The sequence below is a fragment of the Pseudomonas sp. HT11 genome, from assembly GCF_044875395.1.
Taxonomy (GTDB): domain Bacteria; phylum Pseudomonadota; class Gammaproteobacteria; order Pseudomonadales; family Pseudomonadaceae; genus Aquipseudomonas.
In genome coordinates this window covers 4588194-4609106 of record NZ_CP173217.1, presented here as the reverse complement: position 1 = coordinate 4609106, position 20913 = coordinate 4588194, and the positions used below count along the sequence as shown (strand labels likewise).

Below are 20913 nucleotides of genomic sequence, written 5' to 3'. Positions count from 1 at the left end.
TATATAGTATGTCCTTTAGTCAAATACCACTTTTTTCTGCTGCGGTTGTAAATGCTCGGCTAGACTTTATCACTGCCATTAGCAGTGTTCTGGATAGCCATTGGTACGTGCTTGGAAACGAAGTAAAATTGTTTGAAGAAGAGTTCGCAAACTATGTAGGTGTCAATCACTGCGTCAGCGTTGCTAACGGGTCTGATGCGTTGGAGCTTGCGCTTAAGGGGCTAGGTGTTGAGAGTGGTGACCGAGTGGTTGCTGTAGCCAATGCCGGTTTTTACGGGAGCACAGCTATCTACGCGGTGGGCGCAGAGCCACTTTACGTTGATGTCGATTCAGACACCCTCACGATCTGCACCAAGGCGCTTGCGGCAGTCATTGAGAGCAAGCCGTCAGCTGTAATTGTGACTCACCTGTATGGTCAGCTTGCGAACATCGAAGAGATTGTTCGTATTGCCTCCGCTGCCGGTGTACCTGTATTAGAAGACTGCGCCCAATCACATGGTGCTCGCCGTAATGGTAAGCAGGCGGGCAGTTTCGGCACCATTGCATGTTTCAGCTTTTACCCTACCAAAAACCTAGGCGCACTAGGAGATGGTGGTGCAGTTGTCACCAATGACGACGAGCTCGCCAAGCGTATCCGTCAGTTGCGGCAGTATGGTTGGACACAAAAGTACCAAGTGTCGATTCCGGGTGGGCGTAATAGTCGGCTGGATGAAATGCAGGCCGCGATTCTACGTGTGAAGCTTCCACACTTGGACGCATGGAACGAGGCTCGTCGCTCCATTGCCAAGCGTTACAGTGAGGCGTTCGCCACACTCAACATGCAATTGCCGTATTCCACTGACGAAGATTACGTTGCTCACCTTTACGTCGTACGTGTGAAAGCAAGAGCCGAGTTTGCCGCATCGCTCAAAGAGAAATCGGTCAGCACAGATATCCATTATCCAATTGCAGACCATAAACAGCCTGCATACGCAGTCGATCAACTGGGTTCGCTGGAGGTCACGGAACGCGCTTGTGAGACTGTAATTTCGCTACCTTGCTTCCCCGGCCTGACAGACAAAGAAGTTGATCGCGTCATTGAGGCAGTCACTGCTTACTTTTCAAAGGAGCAATAACCTTGCTGACGTTGGTCATCCCCGTTTATCGCAACGAGAGCAATCTGCCGGATCTGCTGCAAGCCATTATCGGGTTGAATGCACAACTTGAGAACGACCTAGAAGTTGTGTTCGTTGTTGATGGTAGTCCGGATCGCTGCTACGAGATACTTCGAGAGAAACTGCCTTCGCAGCCTTTCCAGTCGAAGCTCGTACTGCTGTCGAGAAACTTTGGGTCGTTCATGGCGATCCGTACAGGGTTGCAAAACGGCAGTGGTGATCGATTTGCGGTGATGGCTGCGGACTTGCAAGAGCCCCCCGAATTGGTGCTCCAAATGAACCGTGTACTACTGCGCCAGGACATTGATGTTGTTGTCGGTGTGCGAGAAGGGCGTCAGGATCCTTGGGCGAGCCGTACCGCATCGAGGATTTTTTGGGGGCTGTATCGTCGTTATGTCATCCCAGAAATACCGCCAGGCGGTGTCGATATGTTTGCCTGTAATAAGGCTTTCAGAGACACACTGCTGACTCTGGACGAGCGGCACAGCTCTTTGATTGCACAGATTTTCTGGTTGGGTTACCGACGAGAAGTCGTTACGTATTCGCGTCAGGAGAGGATCCACGGAAAGTCCGCGTGGACTTTGCGTAAAAAAGTCAATTACTTGATGGATAGCGTGTTTTCGTTCACCGACTTGCCCATCCGGTTGCTGACCAGAGTAGGCGCGTTCGGATCTGTGCTGGCAGCAATATTTGGCGTTTTCACGTTGTTGGCAAAGCTCAATGGCATGATCGAAGTGCCCGGTTACGCGATGATTATGCTTACTCTGACTTTCCTGGGATGTTTGAATCTCTTGGGGTTGGGGATCGTGGGCTCATACGCATGGCGCACCTACGAAAATACGAAAAATCGGCCATTGGCTATACCAATGCGAGTAGAAGATTTTGGAGATCACAATGAGCAGCGCTAAGAACTATTTCGTCCACAGTCATGCGCTGTGTGAATCCGAAAATATCGGTAAAGACACCCGTATATGGGCTTTCGCGCACGTCTTGCCTGGTGCCAAGCTGGGCGGAGAATGCAACGTATGCGACAACGTATTCATCGAGAACGATGTAATCATTGGTGACCGTGTCACGCTCAAATGTGGTGTTCAAGTATGGGATGGCATCACTATCGAAGATGACGTATTCATTGGGCCCAATGTAACGTTTACCAATGACCTTTTTCCACGTAGCAAGGTTTACCCACAAGCGTTTGCACGCACCATTATTCGTAAGGGTGCGTCGCTTGGTGCTAATTGCACTATTCTGCCAGGTCTGACAGTTGGCATTAATGCAATGGTCGGCGCCGGTGCGGTCGTGACACGCTCCATTCCACCGAATGCCATAGTTGTAGGGAACCCCGCGAAGATTATTGGGTACGTTGACGCAAAGCCTGTCAGCGCCAAGCAGGACGCTGCCGACAAGGCAGCGGCTTCGCCAAGTGTAGTCGAAACGTCCATTCGCGGTGTTACGTTGCATACGATGACTGAAGTCGCAGACATTCGCGGCAGTTTATCTGCCGGTGAATTTGAGCGCACCGTCCCGTTTAAATCAGAGCGTTACTTTCTGGTTTACGATGTGCCTACTGCGGAAACCCGTGGTGAACACGCTCATCGCATCTGTCACCAATTCTTGGTTGCTGTGAAAGGCTCGGTTCATGTGGTCGCGGATGATGGAAAAACCCGAGAGGAGTTTGTGTTGGATAAACCAAACAAGGGTATTTACTTGCCTCCGATGACGTGGGGTATTCAATATCGCTACTCCCACGACGCGGTGTTGATGGTATTTGCCTCGCACTATTATGATTCAGCTGATTATATTCGTAACTATGACGAGTTTAAATCGTTGGTTGCTAATTCGTGATAAGTCCTCAGCGGGCTTTAGGTAAAATCTTTAAAAAAGATTTTGCTAGATTCCTCGTGTCGGGTGGTTTCAATACCGCCCTGACATATGGAATTTATTTGCTTCTTTTGAACGTGGTGCCTTACAAAACAAGTTATACGATAGCGTACATTAGCGGTATTTTACTTGCGTATATTCTAAATCGATTTTTTGTTTTCAAAAGTCATAACGGTATCAAATCCATTCTATTGTTTCCGCTGATTTACTTGGCGCAATATGTTGTAAGTCTATTGATTCTTTGGGTCTGGGTAGAGCAACTCGGCTTTGATGATCGTCTCGCTCCATTAATCGCTATAGCCATTACGGTGCCTATGACTTTCATACTGTCTAAATTGTTGTTCCTGAAGCGAGCTGATTAGAGTTGATTGGCCCTGGTAGCCAACCAATTCGGGGCGCTATCAGTCTTGATGACTCTCAGATACCTCCCTACCCCCTGCGCAGCAGGGGCACACAAAGCTTGGTCTCTCCAAAATCGGCATTCGCCGGCAAGCGCAATTGCTATCGTATATACACTGCGTATGAAGCCCTCAACAATTTTTGCGGACACGACTAGCATTGCCGTACAAGTGGTTTACCGAAATAAAATCCCATTCTAAGTCGCCCCACGGCACTTTTTACTGTCTCGGGTTATAACGCACAGGAGTGAGCAAAAATACTATTGTTTGAATGGTAGGTCCGTCGCTTGCGCTTGAAGCTTCATTCCCAATTGTGAGCCAGCTGTTTGCTGGCCAAGCTTGCGCGATTAATAGTCTCCGTTGCGTCCGCTGGAATGAGCGTCTCATTAAATGAAGATGTGCATATGCTCTCGCGGCGCAAGTATATACACGAGTGCGCACGCTTCTCATAATCAGCCAATGGCGAGATAGGCCTTGCGTAGTAGAAAGTATTCGCGTGCATGCTCGCATGCCATCAATGGCGAGTATCAGAAAGGAATTACTACTCCCTTAATTTTTAACGTTAAGTTTTTTGAGTGACCCATGCGCGATTGCCTTTAAATGGAATCCTATACCACGCATATCTTTTCACATCCTTAAGGGCGCATTGCCTTCGAAGCTTGCAGTGATCCCATGAGTTACTTAGCGCGCGCCACCCGCAACACCAACCACAACGCCCCCCCAATCAACACCCCGCCATACACATGCGCCATCGACAGCGGCTCATCCAGCAACAACGCGCCCCACAGCACCCCAAACGGCGGAATCATGAAGGTCACGGTCATCGACTTGACCGGCCCAATGGACGACAGCAAGCGGAAGTACAGGATGTAGGCAAACGCCGTGCACACCAGTCCCAACCCCAGCAGTGACGCCCACACCTGCCAGCCACCCCAGCTCGCCGGCGGATGGCTGATCGCGCTGTAGGCAAAAAACGGCAGCAGAAACAAAGTGGCGCCGAGCATGCTTCCCAGCGCCGCGAGTCGGCTGTCCAGGCCGCCGCGTTGGTCCAGCCAACGCCGTGCGAGGAACCCGGCGAAGCCGTAGCAGGTAGTGGCCAACAGGCAGGCCAGCGCGCCCATCAATAATTCCAGGTCAAACGCCACCGGCCCGGCGCGCGTCAGCACGGCCACGCCGAGCAGGCCCAGGCTGACGCCGGCGATTTTCGACGGTGTCAGGCGTTCACTGAAGAACAACCCGCCAATCAACACGCCCATCAATGGCGTGGTGGCGTTGAAGATCGCCGAGTAGCCGGCCGGCAGCACCTGCGCGGCCACCGAGTACATGGTCGCGGGGATGCCGGAGTTGATCACGCCCAGCAGCAGCACGGTCTTGAACTTGCCCTGGAAGTCCCAGTTGACGCGCATCGCTGCGAGTATCACCAGCAAGCCGGCGGCGGCAATCGACACGCGAAAAAATGCGGTCGGCACGGTGCCGATTTCCGGCGCGATGATGCGCATGAACAGGAAGCTCGCGCCCCAGATGGCAGCCAGCCCCAGCAAATACAGGGTGTCGACAGGTCTCACGGAACACTCCTAACTGAATTAGGCGGCGAGTGTTGCCTAGAGGCCTGGCCGACACAATCGCTAATTACAGGACAAACCGCGTCACCATGCCGTTGAGGTCCACGGCCAGGCGCGACAGTTCCTGGCTGGCGGCTGAGGTCTGGGTGGCGCCGGCGGCGGTTTGGGTGGACAGGTCGCGAATGTTCACCAGGCTACGGTCGACGTCACGGGCCACCAGTGCCTGCTGCTCAGCGGCGCTGGCGATGACCAGGTTGCGCTCGCTGATCTGCGAGATGGCCGCGGTGATTTTCTCCAGCGCGCTGCCGGCGCTGTTGGCGCGTTGCAGGGTTTGGCCGGCGTGTTCGGCGCTGCTGTTGAGGGCGTCAACGGTGTCCTGAGTGCCTTGCTGGATACCGGTGATCATCTGTTCGATTTCTTCGGTGGAATCCTGGGTGCGTTGCGCCAGCGAGCGCACCTCATCGGCCACTACCGCAAAGCCTCGGCCGGCTTCGCCTGCGCGCGCCGCTTCGATGGCGGCATTGAGGGCCAGCAGGTTGGTTTGCCCGGCGATGCCGCGGATCACTTCAAGCACTTTGCTGATGTCCTGAGCCTGCACGGCCAGGCCTTCGGCTTTGTTCGAGGCGCCAAGCACTTCGTTCACCAGGTTCTGGATCGAACTGATGGTTTCGCTGATCTGGTAGTGGCCGTGCTTGCTGTCTTCATCGGAGGCCTTGGACGCTTCGGCGCTGGACACCGCGTTGCCCGCCACTTCGTCCACGGCCGCGCTCATCTCGTTGACGGCGGTCGCAGCCTGTTCGATTTCATCGTTTTGCGCCTGCAGGCCACGGGTGCTCTGTTCCATCACCGAGCTCATCTCCTCGGCGGCGGAGGCCAATTGCTGCGCCGATTCGCTGATGCCATGGATAGTGGTTCGCAGCTGGCCCTGCATGGTGGCCAGGGCCGTCAGCAATTGCGCCGGTTCGTCGGTGCCTTTCACCACCACAGGCTGGCTCAAATCGCCGCCGGCGATGGTGCGTGCCACGACCAGGGCCTGGCCGAGGGGGGCGGTGATACTGCGGGTCAGCAGCCAGGCGAGTAACAAGGTGGCGATCAACGCGCAAACGATGATCAGGCCGACTACCCACTGCGCGCTGGAATACATCTGCGCGGCCGCGTCGGCCGCGTCTTCGACGCCTTTCTGATTGAAGGTGATCATGTCCTCCAGGCTTTTGTTGAGGACCGCACCTTGGGGTGCCAGCCGGCTGGTCAGCAGGTCGATGGCGTCTTGCTGTTGATCCTTGTCCACCAGGGCAACCATCTGCCCGACGATGCTGAGATAGGTCGCCACATCGCCTTTGAGTTTTTTCAGCAGAGCGGTTTCGTCGTCGCCGCTGGTCAGGGTTTCGTGATGGGTCAGCAGCGTTTGCAGCTCAGTACTCTGGCGGGTGATCAGGCTTTTGCTGTTGTCGCGAATCCGCGATTCGTCGGTGGTCGCCAGGCGCAAGGCCTCAAGGCGGATATTGGCCACATAGGCGGCACTGTCGTGAATATTCTCGATGCTCGGCATCCATGACGCTTCGATGACCAGCGCGCTTTCCCGCAGCTTGGCCATCTGGCCCAGGCCAAACAGGCCGACAATCACCAGCATGGCGGCCAAAACCCCGAAACTCAGACTGGCGCGCAGACCGATTCGCATATTCCTCAATGACATCTTGGTGCTCCTTAGGCGATTAGCTTCTGTTCCCGGACCGGTCTTCGGACCTGATTTGGGTGGGAAAAGGGGGGCGCTATATATCAAAGTGCCATCAAGGTGGTAATCAGGGTTTCCCTTACGGAGCATCGAGGCGGTGACCTGTGCTGAGAATCGGCGACAGCACTGGTTTTCTCTCGCGCCAGCGCCAGGCCATGCGTTTGTGGGGCTACAGGCGTGCGCGGTGAGACTTTTCGGTACGTTTATTGACCGCTTGGTCGAGTTGGGAAAATTGAAAGTAAATGTACAAACTGCGCGAAGGGGTACAAATAAGCCCGGAAAATCATCCTTCTCCTGCTTCGTTTCACTGGCTAAGCTCAGGGCTTCCAGATGCCCGTTCGAGGTTTCCCGCATGTCGCCATCCGCCCTCGCCATCGCCCGCATGATCCTCGAGGGCTTCGACGATTACCGTGAGCACTTTCGCCAGATCACTGACGGCGCCCGTGAACGTTTCGAGAAGGCCCAGTGGCAGCAAGGGCAGGCGGCTTCGGCGGCGCGGATCAACTTGTATGAAGAGAAAGTCGCTGAAGTAACGGCGCGCCTGCGTGCCCAGTTCGACGAGGCCACGCTGCTGGAAGTGGACGCGTGGCCGCTGGTGAAGCGTGCGTACATCGGCCTGATCGACCTGCGCTTTGACGATGAGCTGTCCGAGACCTGGTACAACTCGATCTTCTGCGGCCTGTTCAGTCATGACCTGATCAGCGACGCCTGCATGTTCATCCACACCACGCGGCCGAGCCTGCGCCGTGCGCGTGCGGCGCAAACCCGCGTTTATCAGCCGGCGGGCGACCTGACGGCGATGTTGGCGCAGGTCTTCGCCGATTACGCGTTCAGCGAACCCTACGCAGACCTTGCGACCGACCTGCGCCGGCTCGAAGCGCAACTGCGCGAGAACTTGCCGGACTGGGTGTGCAAAGATCCTGACCTCAATGTCGAGCTGTTTTCCTCGGTGCTCTACCGCAATAAAGGCGCCTACCTTGTAGGACGCATCTACACCCGTGACGAACAATGGCCGTTGGTGATTCCGCTGCTGCACCGCGAAGGGCGCGGCATTCAGATCGACGCGCTGATCACTGACGAAGCCGACGTGTCGATCATCTTCTCGTTCACGCGCTCGTATTTCATGGTCGATGTGCCGGTGCCCGCGGAATTCATCGGGTTTCTCAAACGCATCCTGCCTGGCAAGCACATCGCCGAGCTGTACACCTCAATCGGTTTCTACAAACACGGCAAGTCGGAGTTCTATCGCGCGCTGATCAACCACCTGGCCACCACCGATGACCGCTTCATCATGGCGCCCGGCGTGCGTGGCATGGTCATGAGCGTGTTCACGCTGCCGGGCTTCAACACCGTGTTCAAGATCATCAAGGACCGTTTTTCACCGTCGAAAAACGTCAACCGCGCCACGGTGATCGAGAAGTATCGCCTGGTCAAAAGCGTCGACCGCGTGGGGCGCATGGCTGACACCCAGGGGTTCGCCGATTTCCGTTTCCCCTTGAGCAAGTTCGAGCCAGAATGCCTGGCCGAGCTGTTGGAAGTCGCTGCGGGCACCGTCGAAGTGGAAGGCGACACCGTGCTGATCCGCCACTGCTGGACCGAACGGCGCATGACCCCACTCAACCTCTACCTCGACAACGCCAACGACGCCCAGGTGCGTGAAGCCCTGGAGGACTACGGCCTGGCCATCAAGCAACTGGCGGCGGCGAACATCTTTCCCGGCGACATGCTGCTGAAAAACTTCGGCGTCACCCGCCACGGTCGCGTGGTGTTCTATGACTACGACGAAATCTGCTTTCTCACCGAAGCCAACTTTCGCCACATTCCGGCACCACGCACGCCCGAGGACGAAATGGCCTCGGAGCCCTGGTACTCCATCGGTCCGCTGGATGTGTTCCCCGAAGAATTCCCGCCGTTCCTGTTTGCCGACGCCGGCCAGCGCAAGCTGTTCGATGAGCTGCATGGTGAGCTGTACAACGCCGACTACTGGAAAGGCCTGCAGGACGCGATTCGCGCCGGCAAGGTCATCGACGTGTTCCCGTACCGGCGCAAAGACCGTGATAACGAATGAGGGGCGCGCGCGTTGGCGGTTTTCTGCGACAATCCCGCCCCTGCATAAATAGACGACCCAAACGCATCTGATGACTGACCAAGCGCCCGCTATCGACCAACTGCTGAAAAACCTCGATCACGCCATGCTCGCCGACCGCCACCGCTTGCGGCGCCAGTTGCTCGAGCTGCGCAAGAAGCCCGACGAGGACAAGCTGGCGCAGTGGGTCACGCGCATGCAGGCGTCCTGCGCACAGGTCACGGCGCGGCGTGCCAGCCTGCCGGTGATTCGCTACGACGATAGCCTGCCGATTGCCGCCAAGCGCGACGAGATCAAAGACGCGCTGCAAAAGCATCAGGTGCTGATCATCGCCGGTGAAACCGGCTCGGGTAAAACCACCCAACTGCCGAAAATCTGCCTGGAAATCGGCCGTGGCCAATACGGCCTGATCGGCCACACCCAGCCGCGCCGAATCGCCGCGCGCAGCGTCGCCAGTCGCGTCGCCGAAGAACTGGCCACGCCGTTGGGCGCGCTGGTCGGCTATCAGGTGCGTTTCGAAGACCAGAGTGACGCCAACACCCTGATCAAGTTGATGACCGACGGCATCCTGCTGGCGGAAACCCAGAACGACCGTTACCTGGAACGCTACGACACGATCATCGTCGACGAAGCCCACGAACGCAGCCTGAACATCGACTTCCTGCTCGGCTACCTGAAAACCCTGTTGCCGCGTCGCCCCGACCTGAAAGTCATCATCACCTCGGCGACCATCGACCTGGAGCGTTTTTCCAAGCACTTTGACGATGCACCGATTGTCGAGGTCTCGGGCCGTACCTTCCCGGTGGACACCTGGTATCGCCCGCTGACCCTGGAGCAGGACGAGGAGGGCAACCGCGTCGAGGACGACTTGACCGTCGACCAGGCGATCCTCGCCACCCTGGATGAAATTGCTGCCTATGAACGCAGCGAGCGGCGCAGCCCTGGCGATGTGCTGGTGTTCTTGCCGGGCGAGCGCGAGATTCGTGACGCCGCCGAGATGCTGCGCAAGGCCCAGCTCAAGCACACCGAAATTCTGCCGCTGTATGCGCGCCTGTCACCGGCTGAACAACAGCGCATTTTCCAGTCCCACCCGGGCCGCCGTGTGGTGCTGGCGACCAACGTCGCGGAAACCTCGCTGACCGTGCCGGGCATTCGGTATGTGATCGACAGCGGCACCGCGCGCATCAGCCGTTACAGCTACCGCGCCAAGGTGCAGCGCCTGCCGATCGAAGCGATTTCCCAGGCCAGCGCCAACCAGCGTAAAGGCCGTTGCGGGCGAGTCGAGCCGGGTATTTGCATCCGCTTGTACAGCGAAGAGGATTTTATCGGCCGTCCGGAATTCACCGACCCGGAAATTCTGCGCACCAACCTTGCCGCCGTAATCCTGCAGATGCTGCACTTGCGCCTCGGCGAAATCACCGATTTCCCGTTTATCGAGCCGCCGGACGGCAAGGCCATCAGCGACGGTTTCAACCTGCTGCAAGAGCTTTCGGCGGTCGACCGCAACAGCCAGCTCACGCCGCTGGGCCGTCAACTGGCGCGCCTGCCAGTTGACCCGCGCATGGGCCGCATGCTGCTCGAAGCCGCCAAGCTGGGCAGTTTGCAGGAAGTGCTGATTGTCGCCAGTGCCATGTCGATTCAGGACCCACGCGAGCGTCCGCCGGAACGCCAGCAAGCGGCCGACCAGGCTCACGCCCAGTGGAAGGACCCGGATTCGGACTTCGCCGGGTTGGTGAACCTGTGGCGTGGTTTTGAGGAACAGCGCCAGGAATTGACCGCCAGCCCGTTGCGCAACTGGTGCCGCAAGAACTTCCTGAATTACCTGCGCCTGCGCGAGTGGCGCGACTCCCATCGCCAGCTCAGCCTGATTTGCCGCGACATGCAGTTGACCGTCAATAAAGAGCCGGCGGACTTTGCCAAGCTGCACAAGGCCGTGTTGTCTGGCCTGTTGAGCCAGATCGGCCAGAAGACCGAAGACGGCGATTACCTCGGCGCGCGTCAGCGGCGCTTCTGGATTCATCCGTCCTCGGGCATCGGCAAGAAGCGCCCGCAGTGGCTGATGACCGCCGAACTGGTGGAAACCACCAAGCTGTATGCGCGCATGGTGGCGAAGATCGATGCCGACTGGATCGAGCCGCTGGCCGGCCACTTGATCAAGAAAAACCACTTCGAGCCGCATTGGGAGAAGAAGCGCGGCCAAGTGGTGGCGTTTGAGCAGATCACCTTGTTCGGGCTGATTGTGGTTGGGCGCCGGCCGGTGCATTACGGGCCGATCGACCCGGTGGTGTCGCGCGAGCTGTTTATCCGCGAAGGCCTGGTGCGCGGCGAGATTCAGTCGCGGGCCAAGTGCCTGACGGCCAACCAGCAACTGCTGGAGCAGCTCGACGAACTGGAGGCCAAGGCGCGCCGGCGCGACATCCTGGCGGACGAAGAAACCCTGTACGCCTTCTACGATGCGCGCTTGCCGGCGGAGATCCACCAGACCGCGACGTTCGACAGCTGGTACAAGGTCAACAGCCAGAAAGACCCGCAACTGCTGATCATGCGCGAGGAAGACGTGCTGGCCCGCGAGGCCAGTGAAGTCACGGCCCTGCATTATCCGGACACCTTGCACCTGGGCGATCTGGAGTTGGCCTTGAGTTACCACTTTGAGCCCAATCACCCACGCGACGGCGTGACCCTGCGCGTGCCGGCGCCGCTGCTGCCGGCGTTGCCGCCGGAACGCCTGGAATGGCTGGTGCCGGGAGTGATCGAAGCCAAGTGCATTGCCCTGGTGCGCAACCTGCCCAAGGCGCTGCGCAAAAACTTCGTACCGGTGCCGGATTTCGTCAAGGCGGCGCTGCAACGCATCGAATTCGGCCAGGGCTCGCTGCCCCAGGCGCTGGGGCGCGAACTGCTGCGCATGACCGGCGCACGGGTCAGCGATGAAGCCTGGGCCGAGGCGGCGCAGCAGGTGGAAAACCACCTGAAGATGAACCTGGAAGTGGTCGACGGCCAGGGCAAGTTCCTCGGCGAAGGTCGAGACCTGGCCGAGCTGACCGCACGTTTTGCCGAGGCCAGCCAGGCCGCGTTGGCCGTGCCGCAAACCGCGAAAAGCCAGGAGCCGGTGCAAGCCAAGGTGTTTGCGGCGGTGGCCGAGAAGACTCAGCAAAAGATCGCCGGGCTGTCGATGACGGTCTACCCGGCGCTGGTTGAAGAGAATGGCACGGTCAAGGAAGGGCGGTTCTCGACGGCCGCCGAGGCGGAGTTCCAGCATCGTCGCGCGTTGCAGCGCCTGCTGCTGCAGCAATTGGCCGAGCCGGCCAAATTCCTGCGCGGCAAATTGCCTGGCCTGACCGAATTGGGCCTGATGTACCGCGAACTGGGGCGCATCGACGCACTGGTGGAAGACATTCTGTTGGCCAGCCTCGACACCTGCGTACTGGAAGGCGAAGCCAGCTTGCCGCGTGACGGTGCAGGTTTGGCGGCCCTGGCCGAACGCAAGCGCGGCAGCTGGACCGAGCACGCCGAGCGCCTGGCCCGCCTGACGCTGGAAGTGCTGAAGCTGTGGCATGGCTTGCAAAAGCGTTTCAAGGGCAAGATCGACCTGGCCCAGGCGGTGGCCTTGAACGATATCAAGCAGCAGTTGAGCAACCTGGTGTATCCGGGCTTTGTGCGGGAAACCCCGGCGCAGTGGTTCAAGGAATTGCCGCGTTTCCTCAAGGCCATTGAGCTGCGCCTGGAGAAACTGCCCAGCCAGGTGCAAAAAGACCGGGTGTGGAGCACTGAGCTGAGCGGCCTGTGGGCCCAATACCAGAACCGCCTGAACAAACACGCCCAGGAAGGCAAGCGCGACCCTCAGTTGGAGCTGTATCGCTGGTGGTTAGAGGAATATCGCGTGTCGTTGTTTGCCCAGCAGTTGGGCACCAAAGTGCCGATCTCCGATAAGCGTTTGAGCAAGCAGTGGAGCCAGGTGGAAGCCTGAGGCTTTCTTGGCTTCCAGAGCAAAACCGATCTCATGTGGGAGCTGGCTTGCCTGCGATGCAGACACCGCGGTGTATCAGTCAAGACACTGGGATGCCATCGCAGGCAAGCCAGCGCCCACAGTCAGTACCGGGTTTATCCGGGAAATGGCGCCAAATCCCCGAGGTTGTGGCAAACTTCGCGGTCATAAATGCCGGGATCGTCGTGATGGGCTGGTGTGCAGCCGCGGCGTACTGGAATAAAGCGTTGCCAGTTTGATGCCCGCTGGACGGAATCGAACGACTTAAAGTTTGGTACGACGGTACCAATATCTTCTGCCTGACAGATTTAGAGGAACGACCGTGCATAACGTCGTCATCAGCGGCACTGGCCTGTACACCCCGGCCGACAGCATTTCCAACGAAGAGCTGGTGCAGTCTTTCAATGCCTATGTTCAGCAGTTCAACACTGACAACGCCGCCGCCATCGAGCGCGGTGAGGTCCTGGCACTGACTGAGTCCAGCGCGGCCTTTATCGAGAAAGCATCGGGCATCAAGAGCCGTTTTGTCATGGACAAGGACGGTATTCTCGACCCGCAGCGCATGGCCCCGCGTTTGCCTGAGCGCAGCAATGACGAGTGGTCGGTGCTTTGCCAGATGGCGGTTGGCGCGGCCGAGCAGGCCCTGCAGCGCGCCGGCAAGACTGCCGCCGACATCGACGGCGTGATCGTCGCCTGCTCCAACCTGCAGCGCGCCTACCCGGCCATCGCCATCGAAGTCCAGGAAGCGCTGGGTATCGAAGGCTTCGGTTTCGACATGAACGTGGCGTGCTCGTCGGCGACCTTCGGTATCCAGAACGCCGCCAACAGCATCCAGCTGGGCCAGGCGCGGGCGATCCTGATGGTCAATCCGGAAGTCTGCACCGGCCACCTGAATTTCCGTGATCGCGACAGCCACTTCATCTTCGGTGATGCGGCTACGGCCGTGATTCTCGAGCGCGCCGACCTGGCGACTTCCGAGCATCAGTTCGACGTGGTGAGCACCAAACTGCTGACCAAGTTTTCCAACAACATCCGCAACAACTTCGGCTTCCTCAACCGCACGGCGGAAGAGGGCATCGGCGCGCCGGACAAGCTGTTCGTACAGGAAGGTCGCAAGGTCTTCCGTGACGTCTGCCCGATGGTTGCCGAACTGATCGGTGTGCACCTGGACGAAAACCAGCTGAATGTGACCGATGTGAAGCGTTTCTGGCTGCACCAGGCCAACCTGAGCATGAACCACCTGATCGTGAAAAAGCTGCTGGGCCGCGAAGCCTCGGTGGAAGAAGCGCCGGTAATTCTCGACACCTACGCCAATACCAGTTCGGCAGGTTCGGTGATTGCGTTTCACACCTACCAGGACGACTTGCCAAAAGGAGCCGTGGCGGTGCTCAGTTCGTTCGGTGCGGGTTACTCGATCGGCAGCGTGATCCTGCGTAAACGCTAATCGTTGGATTTGGCCAGATTTAATGTGGGAGCTGGCTTGCCTGCGATGACGATAGTGTCGCCACCGCCGCTATCGCAGGCAAGCCAGCTCCCACAGGTATCGGATTTCCACAGCAGGATTGAGGTAAACGATGGCAGCAGCCGACGACGCGCACCTGCTGGAACGGCTGCTCAAGGGCGAGCAGCGCGCCTACAAGGAATTGGTCACCACCTACCAGAGCGCCATGCGCGCAGTGGCCTACGCCATCGTCGGCCAGCGCCACGCCGACGAAGTGGTGCAGGACGCGTGGTTGTCGGTGGTGCGCAACCTGGCCAAGTTCGAAGGGCGTTCCAGCCTCAAGACCTGGCTGCTGACCATCACCGCCAACTCTGCCAAGGGCCGCTATAAACAAAATCGCCGGGAAGTGTTGCTCGACGATTTGCCCTCACCTCACGGCACCATCGGTGACGATCGCTTCGTCCCCGACGATGGCCACTGGGCCGTCGCCCCATACGCCTGGCACCAGGACACCCCGGAGGCGTTGCTGACCGAGGATGAATTGCGCAAGTGCCTGGAGCATACGTTGCTGAGTTTGTCGGAGCTGCAAAGCAGCGTGCTGGTGCTGCGTGAGCGCCAAGGCCTGGAGTTGGAAGAGATTTGTAATCTTCTAACGCTCTCGCTCTCCAATGTCCGTGTGCTGTTGCATCGGGCACGGCTTAAAGTCTTCGCCACGGTGGAGCATTTTGAGGAAACGGGCGAATGTTGACCTGCAAAGAACAAGTGGCACGTTCCAGTGACTACCTCGATGGGCAATTGACCTTTCGCGAGCGTCTGCTGGTGCGTCATCACTTGATGTTTTGCCCTAACTGCCGGCGATTTATCCGTCAGATGCGCCTGATGCAGGCGACGTTGAAAATCATGCCGGAAGAACCGGTAAAAGATGTGGACGCATTGGCTGACCGGCTGGTGGCCGAGCGGCTGAAAGATCAGTAAAAGCGCGAACAATGCAGACTCGCGTGGGCGGGGCGAACGGATGATGAGGGGCGATCCACCCACGCAAGGCTGTTGAAACCACCTCGGGCCGTCCTGGCCCAAGGTTTATTGCACACTCATTAGAACTTGGCTTCAGCATCCAACTGCAGGGTGTTGGTGTTGGCATCACGCTGCGTGCGGCTGGCATAGTCAGCCTTGGTCAGGAAGTACGTGGCGCCGAGGGCGAAGTTCTTGTCGATGTCGTAGCTGACCTTCATCTTGTGACCGCGCGAGCCGGTGGTGCCGTTGGCGAAGTCCGAGTCGGTGAAGGCACCCACCACGGCGTTACGCTGGATATCGCGGTAGTTGTAGTCCAGGTTCAAGCCGAACACTTTGGACTTGGCACCGATCAACCAGGCAGTGTCCTGATCGGTCACGGCGTCGTTGTTTTTCACGTACTGGCCATAGAACGCCAACGGCACTGCCAGGCCGCCGATGTCGGCCTGGGCGAAACCTTCGTACAGGCGGAACTGGTTGTCGGCCGAGTTGCCGTTGACCGCCAATGCGCAAGGCGTGGTGGTGGTCGTGCAGCGGCTGTCCTTGTCGTTCTGGTAGGCGTAGACGCTGCCGCCCAGAGTCATTTTCAAGTTGTCAGTCACCGAGAACCGCGTGCCCAGCTGGCCGGACGTCAGACGCAGGTCGTGACGAAATTGCACGCCGTCGCCGTCGACGTTGTCCTTGAGGTTGTAGTTGCCGATGCTGCCGAACAACTCGGCGCTGCTGCCCAATGGGTATTTGTAGGTCAGGGCCAGGCCTTCCGGGTTGATGTCGCTGTCCCAGATCACGTCGCCCATGTTGACCCACGGCTGCAGCATCTTGCCGCCGATCACGTGCAGGTTTTTGATCTGGTCCGGGTGGTAGTCGATGTAGCCCAGGTCCAGCCAGATCGACTTCTTGTCGAAGTAGTTGTCCTGGTCCTGGTTGGTGGAGCGCGCGTCGTCGCTGCTGCCGGTCGCAATGCGAATGCCGGTGTCGACCTGCGAGTTGACCTCTGTGTAGGCGCCCAGGCGGGCACGGATGCGCTGACGGTCCTTATCACGCCCGCCGTTGTTGGATTCGCCCTGGATCTTTACGGTTTCCTGACGGAAGCGCACGTCACCCTTGAGTTGAGTGCGCGCGGCCCAGGCCAGTTTCTGGTCGAACACGCTCAGGTCATTGGTTTTTTTCGCGGTGGCCGCGATCTGCTCGTTGGTCTCTTGTTGAGCTTGCTGTGCGATCTGCTTTTCTTTCTGGTCCTTGGCCAATTCCGCTTGCAGTTCGGTGTACTGCGCAGCGGTGATCTGGCCGTTGGCCTTGAGCATGTCGAGCAATTTAGCGTCGACTGCAGCGCTGGCCGGAACGCTCAGGACCAGCAACAGGCCGCCACACAGGGCCGCCGCAGTTTTAGTGGAAGCAAGACGCATATCAATCTCCGAAAGTGAGGAGGGATGGCAAACCACCCAGGACACAACCGACCGATGACGGACGGAAAATAGCCGCCTGCTAGAACCAGGCGCTCTAAAAACAGGCGTCAGTATCACGATCACTTATGACGGGGCAGTGGCTAAGTGATGTCATGTAGATGACAAAATATTTAAGAAGGAACTATTTGATTCGGCCTTTGTCGTGCCATTTGAGCGTGTGCGAAGGCCAGCGATAAGCGATACTCGCCAGGCTTTCACGCCCTGAAGTAGTGAGGATGCCGATGCCGTTGCAACGCCTGGACGCCCTGTCCGAAATCGCCCCGCAGGTGTGGGATGCCCTCGTGCCGCAGGCCCAACCCTTTGTGCGGCATGCATTCCTGAGTGCGCTGGAAGACAGCGCCAGCCTGGGCCCGCAATCGGGCTGGCAGCCTGAGCATTTGCTGCACTGGGAAGGCGATCGCCTGGTGGCAGCAATGCCCAGCTACCGCAAATGGCATTCCTACGGTGAGTACGTGTTCGATCACGGTTGGGCCGATGCGTGTGAGCGGGCAGGCATTGATTACTACCCAAAGTTGCTGACCGCAGTGCCGTTCAGCCCGGTCAGCGGGCCGCGCTTGCTGGCCAGGAGCGCCGAAGATGGCTTCGAGCTGCTGAACAGCCTGCCGGGCTACCTGGAAATCGAAGGGCTCTCCAGCGCCCACATCAATTTCACTGATCCTCTGGCCGACCAAGCCTTGGCGCAGCATCCAGGTTGGTTACAGCGCTTGGGCTGCCAGTTTCATTGGCAAAACCGCGGTTATCGCGACTTCCAGGATTTCCTTGACGCCTTGAGTTCGCGCAAGCGCAAACAAATGCGCAAGGAGCGCGAGCAAGTGGCGGGGCAGGGCATCGAGTTCGAATGGCTGCAAGGCCATGAGTTGAGCGAAGCGCAGTGGGATTTTGTCTACGCCTGCTACGCCAACACCTACGCCGTGCGCCGCCAGTCGCCGTACCTGACGCGGGCGTTTTTCAGCCTGCTGGCCGAGCGCATGCCCGAAGCGATTCGCGTGGTGCTGGCTAAACAGGGCGCGCGCCCGGTTGCGATGGCCTTCAGTCTGATCGGTGGCGACAGCTTCTACGGGCGTTATTGGGGCTGCCTGGCGGAATTCGATCGTCTGCATTTCGAAACCTGCTTCTACCAGGGCATGGATTACGCCATTGCTCACGGCTTGCAGCGCTTCGACGCCGGCGCCCAAGGCGAGCACAAATTGATTCGCGGGTTTGAACCAGTGATCACCCGGTCGTGGCACTACCTGCGCCATCCGGGCCTGAAGAATGCCGTGGAAGATTTCCTCGAGCGCGAGCGCGTGGGGATTCTGGCGTATGCCGAAGAAGCGAGGACAGCCCTGCCTTATCGGCAGGGCTGAACCCCTTGACCTCAGGCTGGGTCCTCCTCGCCCAGCCATCGATAGGTCGCGCCGCCGATCACAGCACCCAAAATGGGCGCCAGCCAGAACATCCACAACTGCTGAAGCGCCCACCCGCCGACAATCAGCGCCGGGCCGGTACTGCGGGCCGGGTTGACCGAGGTGTTGGTCACGGGGATGGAGATCAAGTGGATCAGGGTCAAGGCCAGGCCAATGGCGATGGGCGCGAGGCCCGCTGGGGCACGACGGTCTGTGGCGCCAAGGATGATCAGCACGAACATCGCCGTCATCACCAGCTCACAGACAAACCCCGTTGCCATTGAGTAACTGCCCGGCGAATGCTCGCCATAGCCATTGGCAGCCAGGCCCGATGCCAGTTCGAACCCGGGTTTGCCGCTGGCAATGAAGTACAACAGCGCAGCGGCGACCGTGCCGCCGATAACCTGCGAGAGGATATAAGCCGGTAACTCCCTGGCCGGGAACCTCCCGCCCACTACCAAGCCTACTGATACGGCAGGGTTGAGATGGCAGCCGCTGATGTGCCCGATGGCAAACGCCATGGTCAACACCGTGAGCCCGAACGCCAGGGCCACACCCAACAGCCCGATCCCGACGGCGGGAAACGCTGCGGCCAACACCGCACTCCCGCAACCGCCCAACACCAGCCAAAACGTACCCAACCCCTCTGTGATTGAACGTTTGAACAAAGACATGCAACACGTCCTTGATAGATCGCTCTACCCAATCAGTAAATCAATGATGCTCCCTGCAGATTTACTTCAGCGCCCGTCTGGGCACTGCTTTGATTGAAGCAGGGTTTGTGGGCAAGTCCAGGCCATAAAAAAGCGCCAGGGCCTGAAGAATAGGCTGCCTGACGCTGTTAAGTGTGGGAGCTGGCTTGCCTGCGATTGCAGTGTGCCAGGCAGCCAATTTGGTACTGACACTGCGCTATCGCAGGCAAGCCAGCTCCCACAGGGGCCAGGGTTGTCAGCCTCAGTCGATGCCGACGAAGCCTCCGGTTTGATGCTGCCACAACCTGGCATACAACCCGCCATGGGCGAGCAGCTCGGCATGGCTGCCAGTCTCGGCGATTTGCCCTTTCTCCAGCACCACCAATCGGTCCATTCGCGCGATAGTCGACAACCGGTGCGCAATCGCTATCACCGTCTTGCCTTGCATCAAGGTTTCCAGGCTCTCCTGGATCGCCGCTTCCACTTCCGAGTCCAGCGCCGAGGTGGCCTCGTCCATGATCAGAATCGGCGCGTCCTTGAGCAGCACCCGCGCAATGGCGATGCGCTGGCGTTGCCCACCGGAGAGTTTGACCCCGCGCTCACCCACATGGGCGTCCAGCCCGGTACGCCCTTCGGCGTCCGACAGCAGCGGAATGAATTCATCGGCGCGGGCCTTGTGGATGGCGGCCGTCAGCTCTTCATCGGTCGCATCCGGCTTGCCGTACAGCAGGTTGTCACGGATCGAACGGTGCAGCAGCGAAGTGTCCTGGGTGATCATGCCGATCTGTGCGCGCAGGCTTTCCTGAGCGACCTCGGCGATGTTCTGCCCGTCGATCAGGATGCGCCCGCCTTGCAGGTCGTACAGGCGCAGCAGCAGGTTGACCAGGGTCGACTTGCCCGCGCCGGACGGGCCGATCAGGCCGATCTTTTCCCCGGCCTTGATCGTCAGGTTCAAGCCACCAATGATCCCGCTCTTTTTGCCGTAGTGAAAATCCACCTGCTCAAAGCGTACTTCGCCATGGGGCACGTTCAGGCGCGGGGCATTCTCGCGGTCGGTGACCGCCAGCGGCGCTGCGATGGTTTTCAGCCCGTCCTGCACCATGCCGATGTTTTCGAAAATGCCGTTGACCACCCACATGATCCAGCCGGACATGTTGACGATACGAATCACCAGGCCGGTGGCCAGGGCAATCGCGCCCACGGAAATCAGCGACTGGGTCCACAGCCACAGAGCCAGGCCGGTGGTGGTGACAATCAGCAGGCCGTTCAAGATGGCAATCGTCACGTCCATGCTGGTCAGCACGCGGGCGGCCAACTGGGTTTTTTCGGTCTGCTCGATGATCGCTTCCTTGGCGTATTCCTGCTCATTCTGCGTATGGGCGAACAGCTTCAAGGTGGTGATGTTGGTGTAGCCGTCGACGATGCGGCCCATCAGTTTGGAGCGCGCTTCAGAGGAGATCACCGAGCGCTCTTTCACGCGCGGCACGAAGTAACGCAAGGCCAGGCTGTAGCAGACGATCCAGGTGATCAGCGGAATCATCAGCCGCCAGTCGGCCTCGGCAAACAGCACCAGGGCGCTGACCGCATAGATCGACACGTGCCAGATGGCTTCCGCCGTCGCCACCGCCGAGTCACGCAAGGAGTTGCCGGTTTGCATGATGCGCTGGGCAATACGCCCGGCGAAATCGTTTTGAAAGAAATTCAGGCTCTGCTTGAGCACGTAGCTGTGGTTCTGCCAGCGAATCAGGCTGGTCATGCCGGGGTTGATGGTCTGGTGCACCAGCAAGTCATGCAAGCCGTTGAAGATCGGGCGCAATAGCAGGGCGACCACGGCCATCCAGATCAGCTCGGCGCTGTGAACCTGGAAGAAGTTGGCGGGCGGTGTGCCTTGGGCCAGATCGATGATGCGGCTCAGGTAGCTGAACAACGCCACTTCGATCAACGCACCGATCAGGCCTACCATCAGCAAGGCGGCAAAGCTTGGCCACACCTGGCGCAGGTAATAGAGGTAGAAGGGCAGGACTTTGTCGGGCGGGGCGTCGCTGGGGGCAGCGCGGAAAATATCGATCAGTTGTTCAAAACGACGATAGAGCATTAGGTTGACGCCCGCATGGCGGGCTCTC

15 protein-coding genes are annotated in these 20913 nt (G+C 58.7%); 10 read left to right on the top strand and 5 right to left on the bottom strand.

All coding sequences use genetic code 11. The features are described 5' to 3' along the window. Window positions 1-8 precede the first annotated feature (8 nt). The 4 genes from ABWL43_RS21285 to ABWL43_RS21270 are packed head-to-tail and all read left to right on the top strand — an operon-like array spanning window position 9 to window position 3397. Window positions 9-1115 carry a DegT/DnrJ/EryC1/StrS aminotransferase family protein gene (locus tag ABWL43_RS21285; RefSeq protein ID WP_262208342.1) on the top strand — a complete coding sequence of 369 codons (1107 nt, stop codon included), beginning with the start codon at window positions 9-11 and terminating at the stop codon, window positions 1113-1115. Continuing rightward, window positions 1112-2062: a glycosyltransferase family 2 protein gene (locus ABWL43_RS21280; RefSeq protein ID WP_262208574.1), complete on the top strand. Its 951-nt coding sequence runs from the start codon at window positions 1112-1114 to the stop codon at window positions 2060-2062. Before ABWL43_RS21285 ends, ABWL43_RS21280 begins: the two co-directional genes overlap by 4 nt. Then, entirely contained in the window at window positions 2049-2999 is a 951-nt protein-coding gene (locus ABWL43_RS21275) for a WxcM-like domain-containing protein (RefSeq protein ID WP_262208341.1), read from the top strand. Before ABWL43_RS21280 ends, ABWL43_RS21275 begins: the two co-directional genes overlap by 14 nt. A gap of 56 nt (window positions 3000-3055) precedes the next feature. Beyond that, window positions 3056-3397 carry a GtrA family protein gene (locus ABWL43_RS21270; RefSeq protein ID WP_262208573.1) on the top strand — a complete coding sequence of 114 codons (342 nt, stop codon included), beginning with the start codon at window positions 3056-3058 and terminating at the stop codon, window positions 3395-3397. A 713-nt stretch (window positions 3398-4110) separates the two neighbouring features. Here the strand turns inward: ABWL43_RS21270 and ABWL43_RS21265 are convergent. Together ABWL43_RS21265 and ABWL43_RS21260 are read right to left on the bottom strand one after the other, a co-directional pair. Further along, entirely contained in the window at window positions 4111-4998 is an 888-nt protein-coding gene (locus tag ABWL43_RS21265) for a DMT family transporter (RefSeq protein WP_262208340.1), read from the bottom strand. 64 nt (window positions 4999-5062) lie between these two features. Continuing rightward, window positions 5063-6625, bottom strand: coding sequence for a methyl-accepting chemotaxis protein (locus ABWL43_RS21260; protein ID WP_404488471.1), 1563 nt, complete (start codon window positions 6623-6625; stop codon window positions 5063-5065). Window positions 6626-7079: 454 nt separating this feature from the next. Here ABWL43_RS21260 and aceK point away from each other — a divergent pair, with 454 nt between their 5' ends. The 5 genes from aceK to ABWL43_RS21235 all read left to right on the top strand — a co-directional run bounded on the left by aceK (window position 7080) and on the right by ABWL43_RS21235 (window position 15211). Further along, window positions 7080-8795, top strand: coding sequence for a bifunctional isocitrate dehydrogenase kinase/phosphatase (gene aceK / locus ABWL43_RS21255; RefSeq protein WP_404484149.1), 1716 nt, complete (start codon window positions 7080-7082; stop codon window positions 8793-8795). 70 nt (window positions 8796-8865) lie between these two features. Beyond that, window positions 8866-12777 (top strand): ATP-dependent RNA helicase HrpA, encoded by a 3912-nt coding sequence (gene hrpA, locus ABWL43_RS21250; RefSeq protein WP_404484146.1) that lies wholly within the window; start codon window positions 8866-8868, stop codon window positions 12775-12777. A gap of 340 nt (window positions 12778-13117) precedes the next feature. Continuing rightward, window positions 13118-14239, top strand: a complete 1122-nt coding sequence (locus tag ABWL43_RS21245) for a beta-ketoacyl-ACP synthase III (RefSeq protein WP_404484143.1) — start codon at window positions 13118-13120, stop codon at window positions 14237-14239. 130 nt (window positions 14240-14369) lie between these two features. Then, the gene (locus tag ABWL43_RS21240) at window positions 14370-14984 is read left to right on the top strand and encodes an RNA polymerase sigma factor (RefSeq protein ID WP_064453547.1); all 615 of its coding nucleotides are present in this window, start codon (window positions 14370-14372) and stop codon (window positions 14982-14984) included. After that, complete coding sequence (locus ABWL43_RS21235; protein WP_106576374.1) at window positions 14978-15211, top strand: anti-sigma factor; 234 nt, start codon at window positions 14978-14980, stop codon at window positions 15209-15211. The genes ABWL43_RS21240 and ABWL43_RS21235 overlap by 7 nt, the downstream gene beginning before the upstream one ends. Before the next feature lie 119 nt (window positions 15212-15330). Here ABWL43_RS21235 and ABWL43_RS21230 read toward each other — a convergent pair whose 3' ends face one another. Then, window positions 15331-16653, bottom strand: a complete 1323-nt coding sequence (locus ABWL43_RS21230; RefSeq protein ID WP_242195749.1) for a putative porin — start codon at window positions 16651-16653, stop codon at window positions 15331-15333. A gap of 281 nt (window positions 16654-16934) precedes the next feature. On the opposite strand from ABWL43_RS21230, the gene ABWL43_RS21225 reads away from it, so the two are divergent. After that, the gene (locus ABWL43_RS21225) at window positions 16935-18059 is read left to right on the top strand and encodes a GNAT family N-acetyltransferase (protein ID WP_242195746.1); all 1125 of its coding nucleotides are present in this window, start codon (window positions 16935-16937) and stop codon (window positions 18057-18059) included. An 11-nt stretch (window positions 18060-18070) separates the two neighbouring features. Here ABWL43_RS21225 and aqpZ read toward each other — a convergent pair whose 3' ends face one another. After that, the gene (gene aqpZ, locus ABWL43_RS21220) at window positions 18071-18772 is read right to left on the bottom strand and encodes an aquaporin Z (protein WP_145159012.1); all 702 of its coding nucleotides are present in this window, start codon (window positions 18770-18772) and stop codon (window positions 18071-18073) included. A gap of 280 nt (window positions 18773-19052) precedes the next feature. Next, window positions 19053-20885: an ABC transporter ATP-binding protein gene (locus tag ABWL43_RS21215; RefSeq protein WP_404484138.1), complete on the bottom strand. Its 1833-nt coding sequence runs from the start codon at window positions 20883-20885 to the stop codon at window positions 19053-19055. Window positions 20886-20913 lie beyond the last annotated feature (28 nt).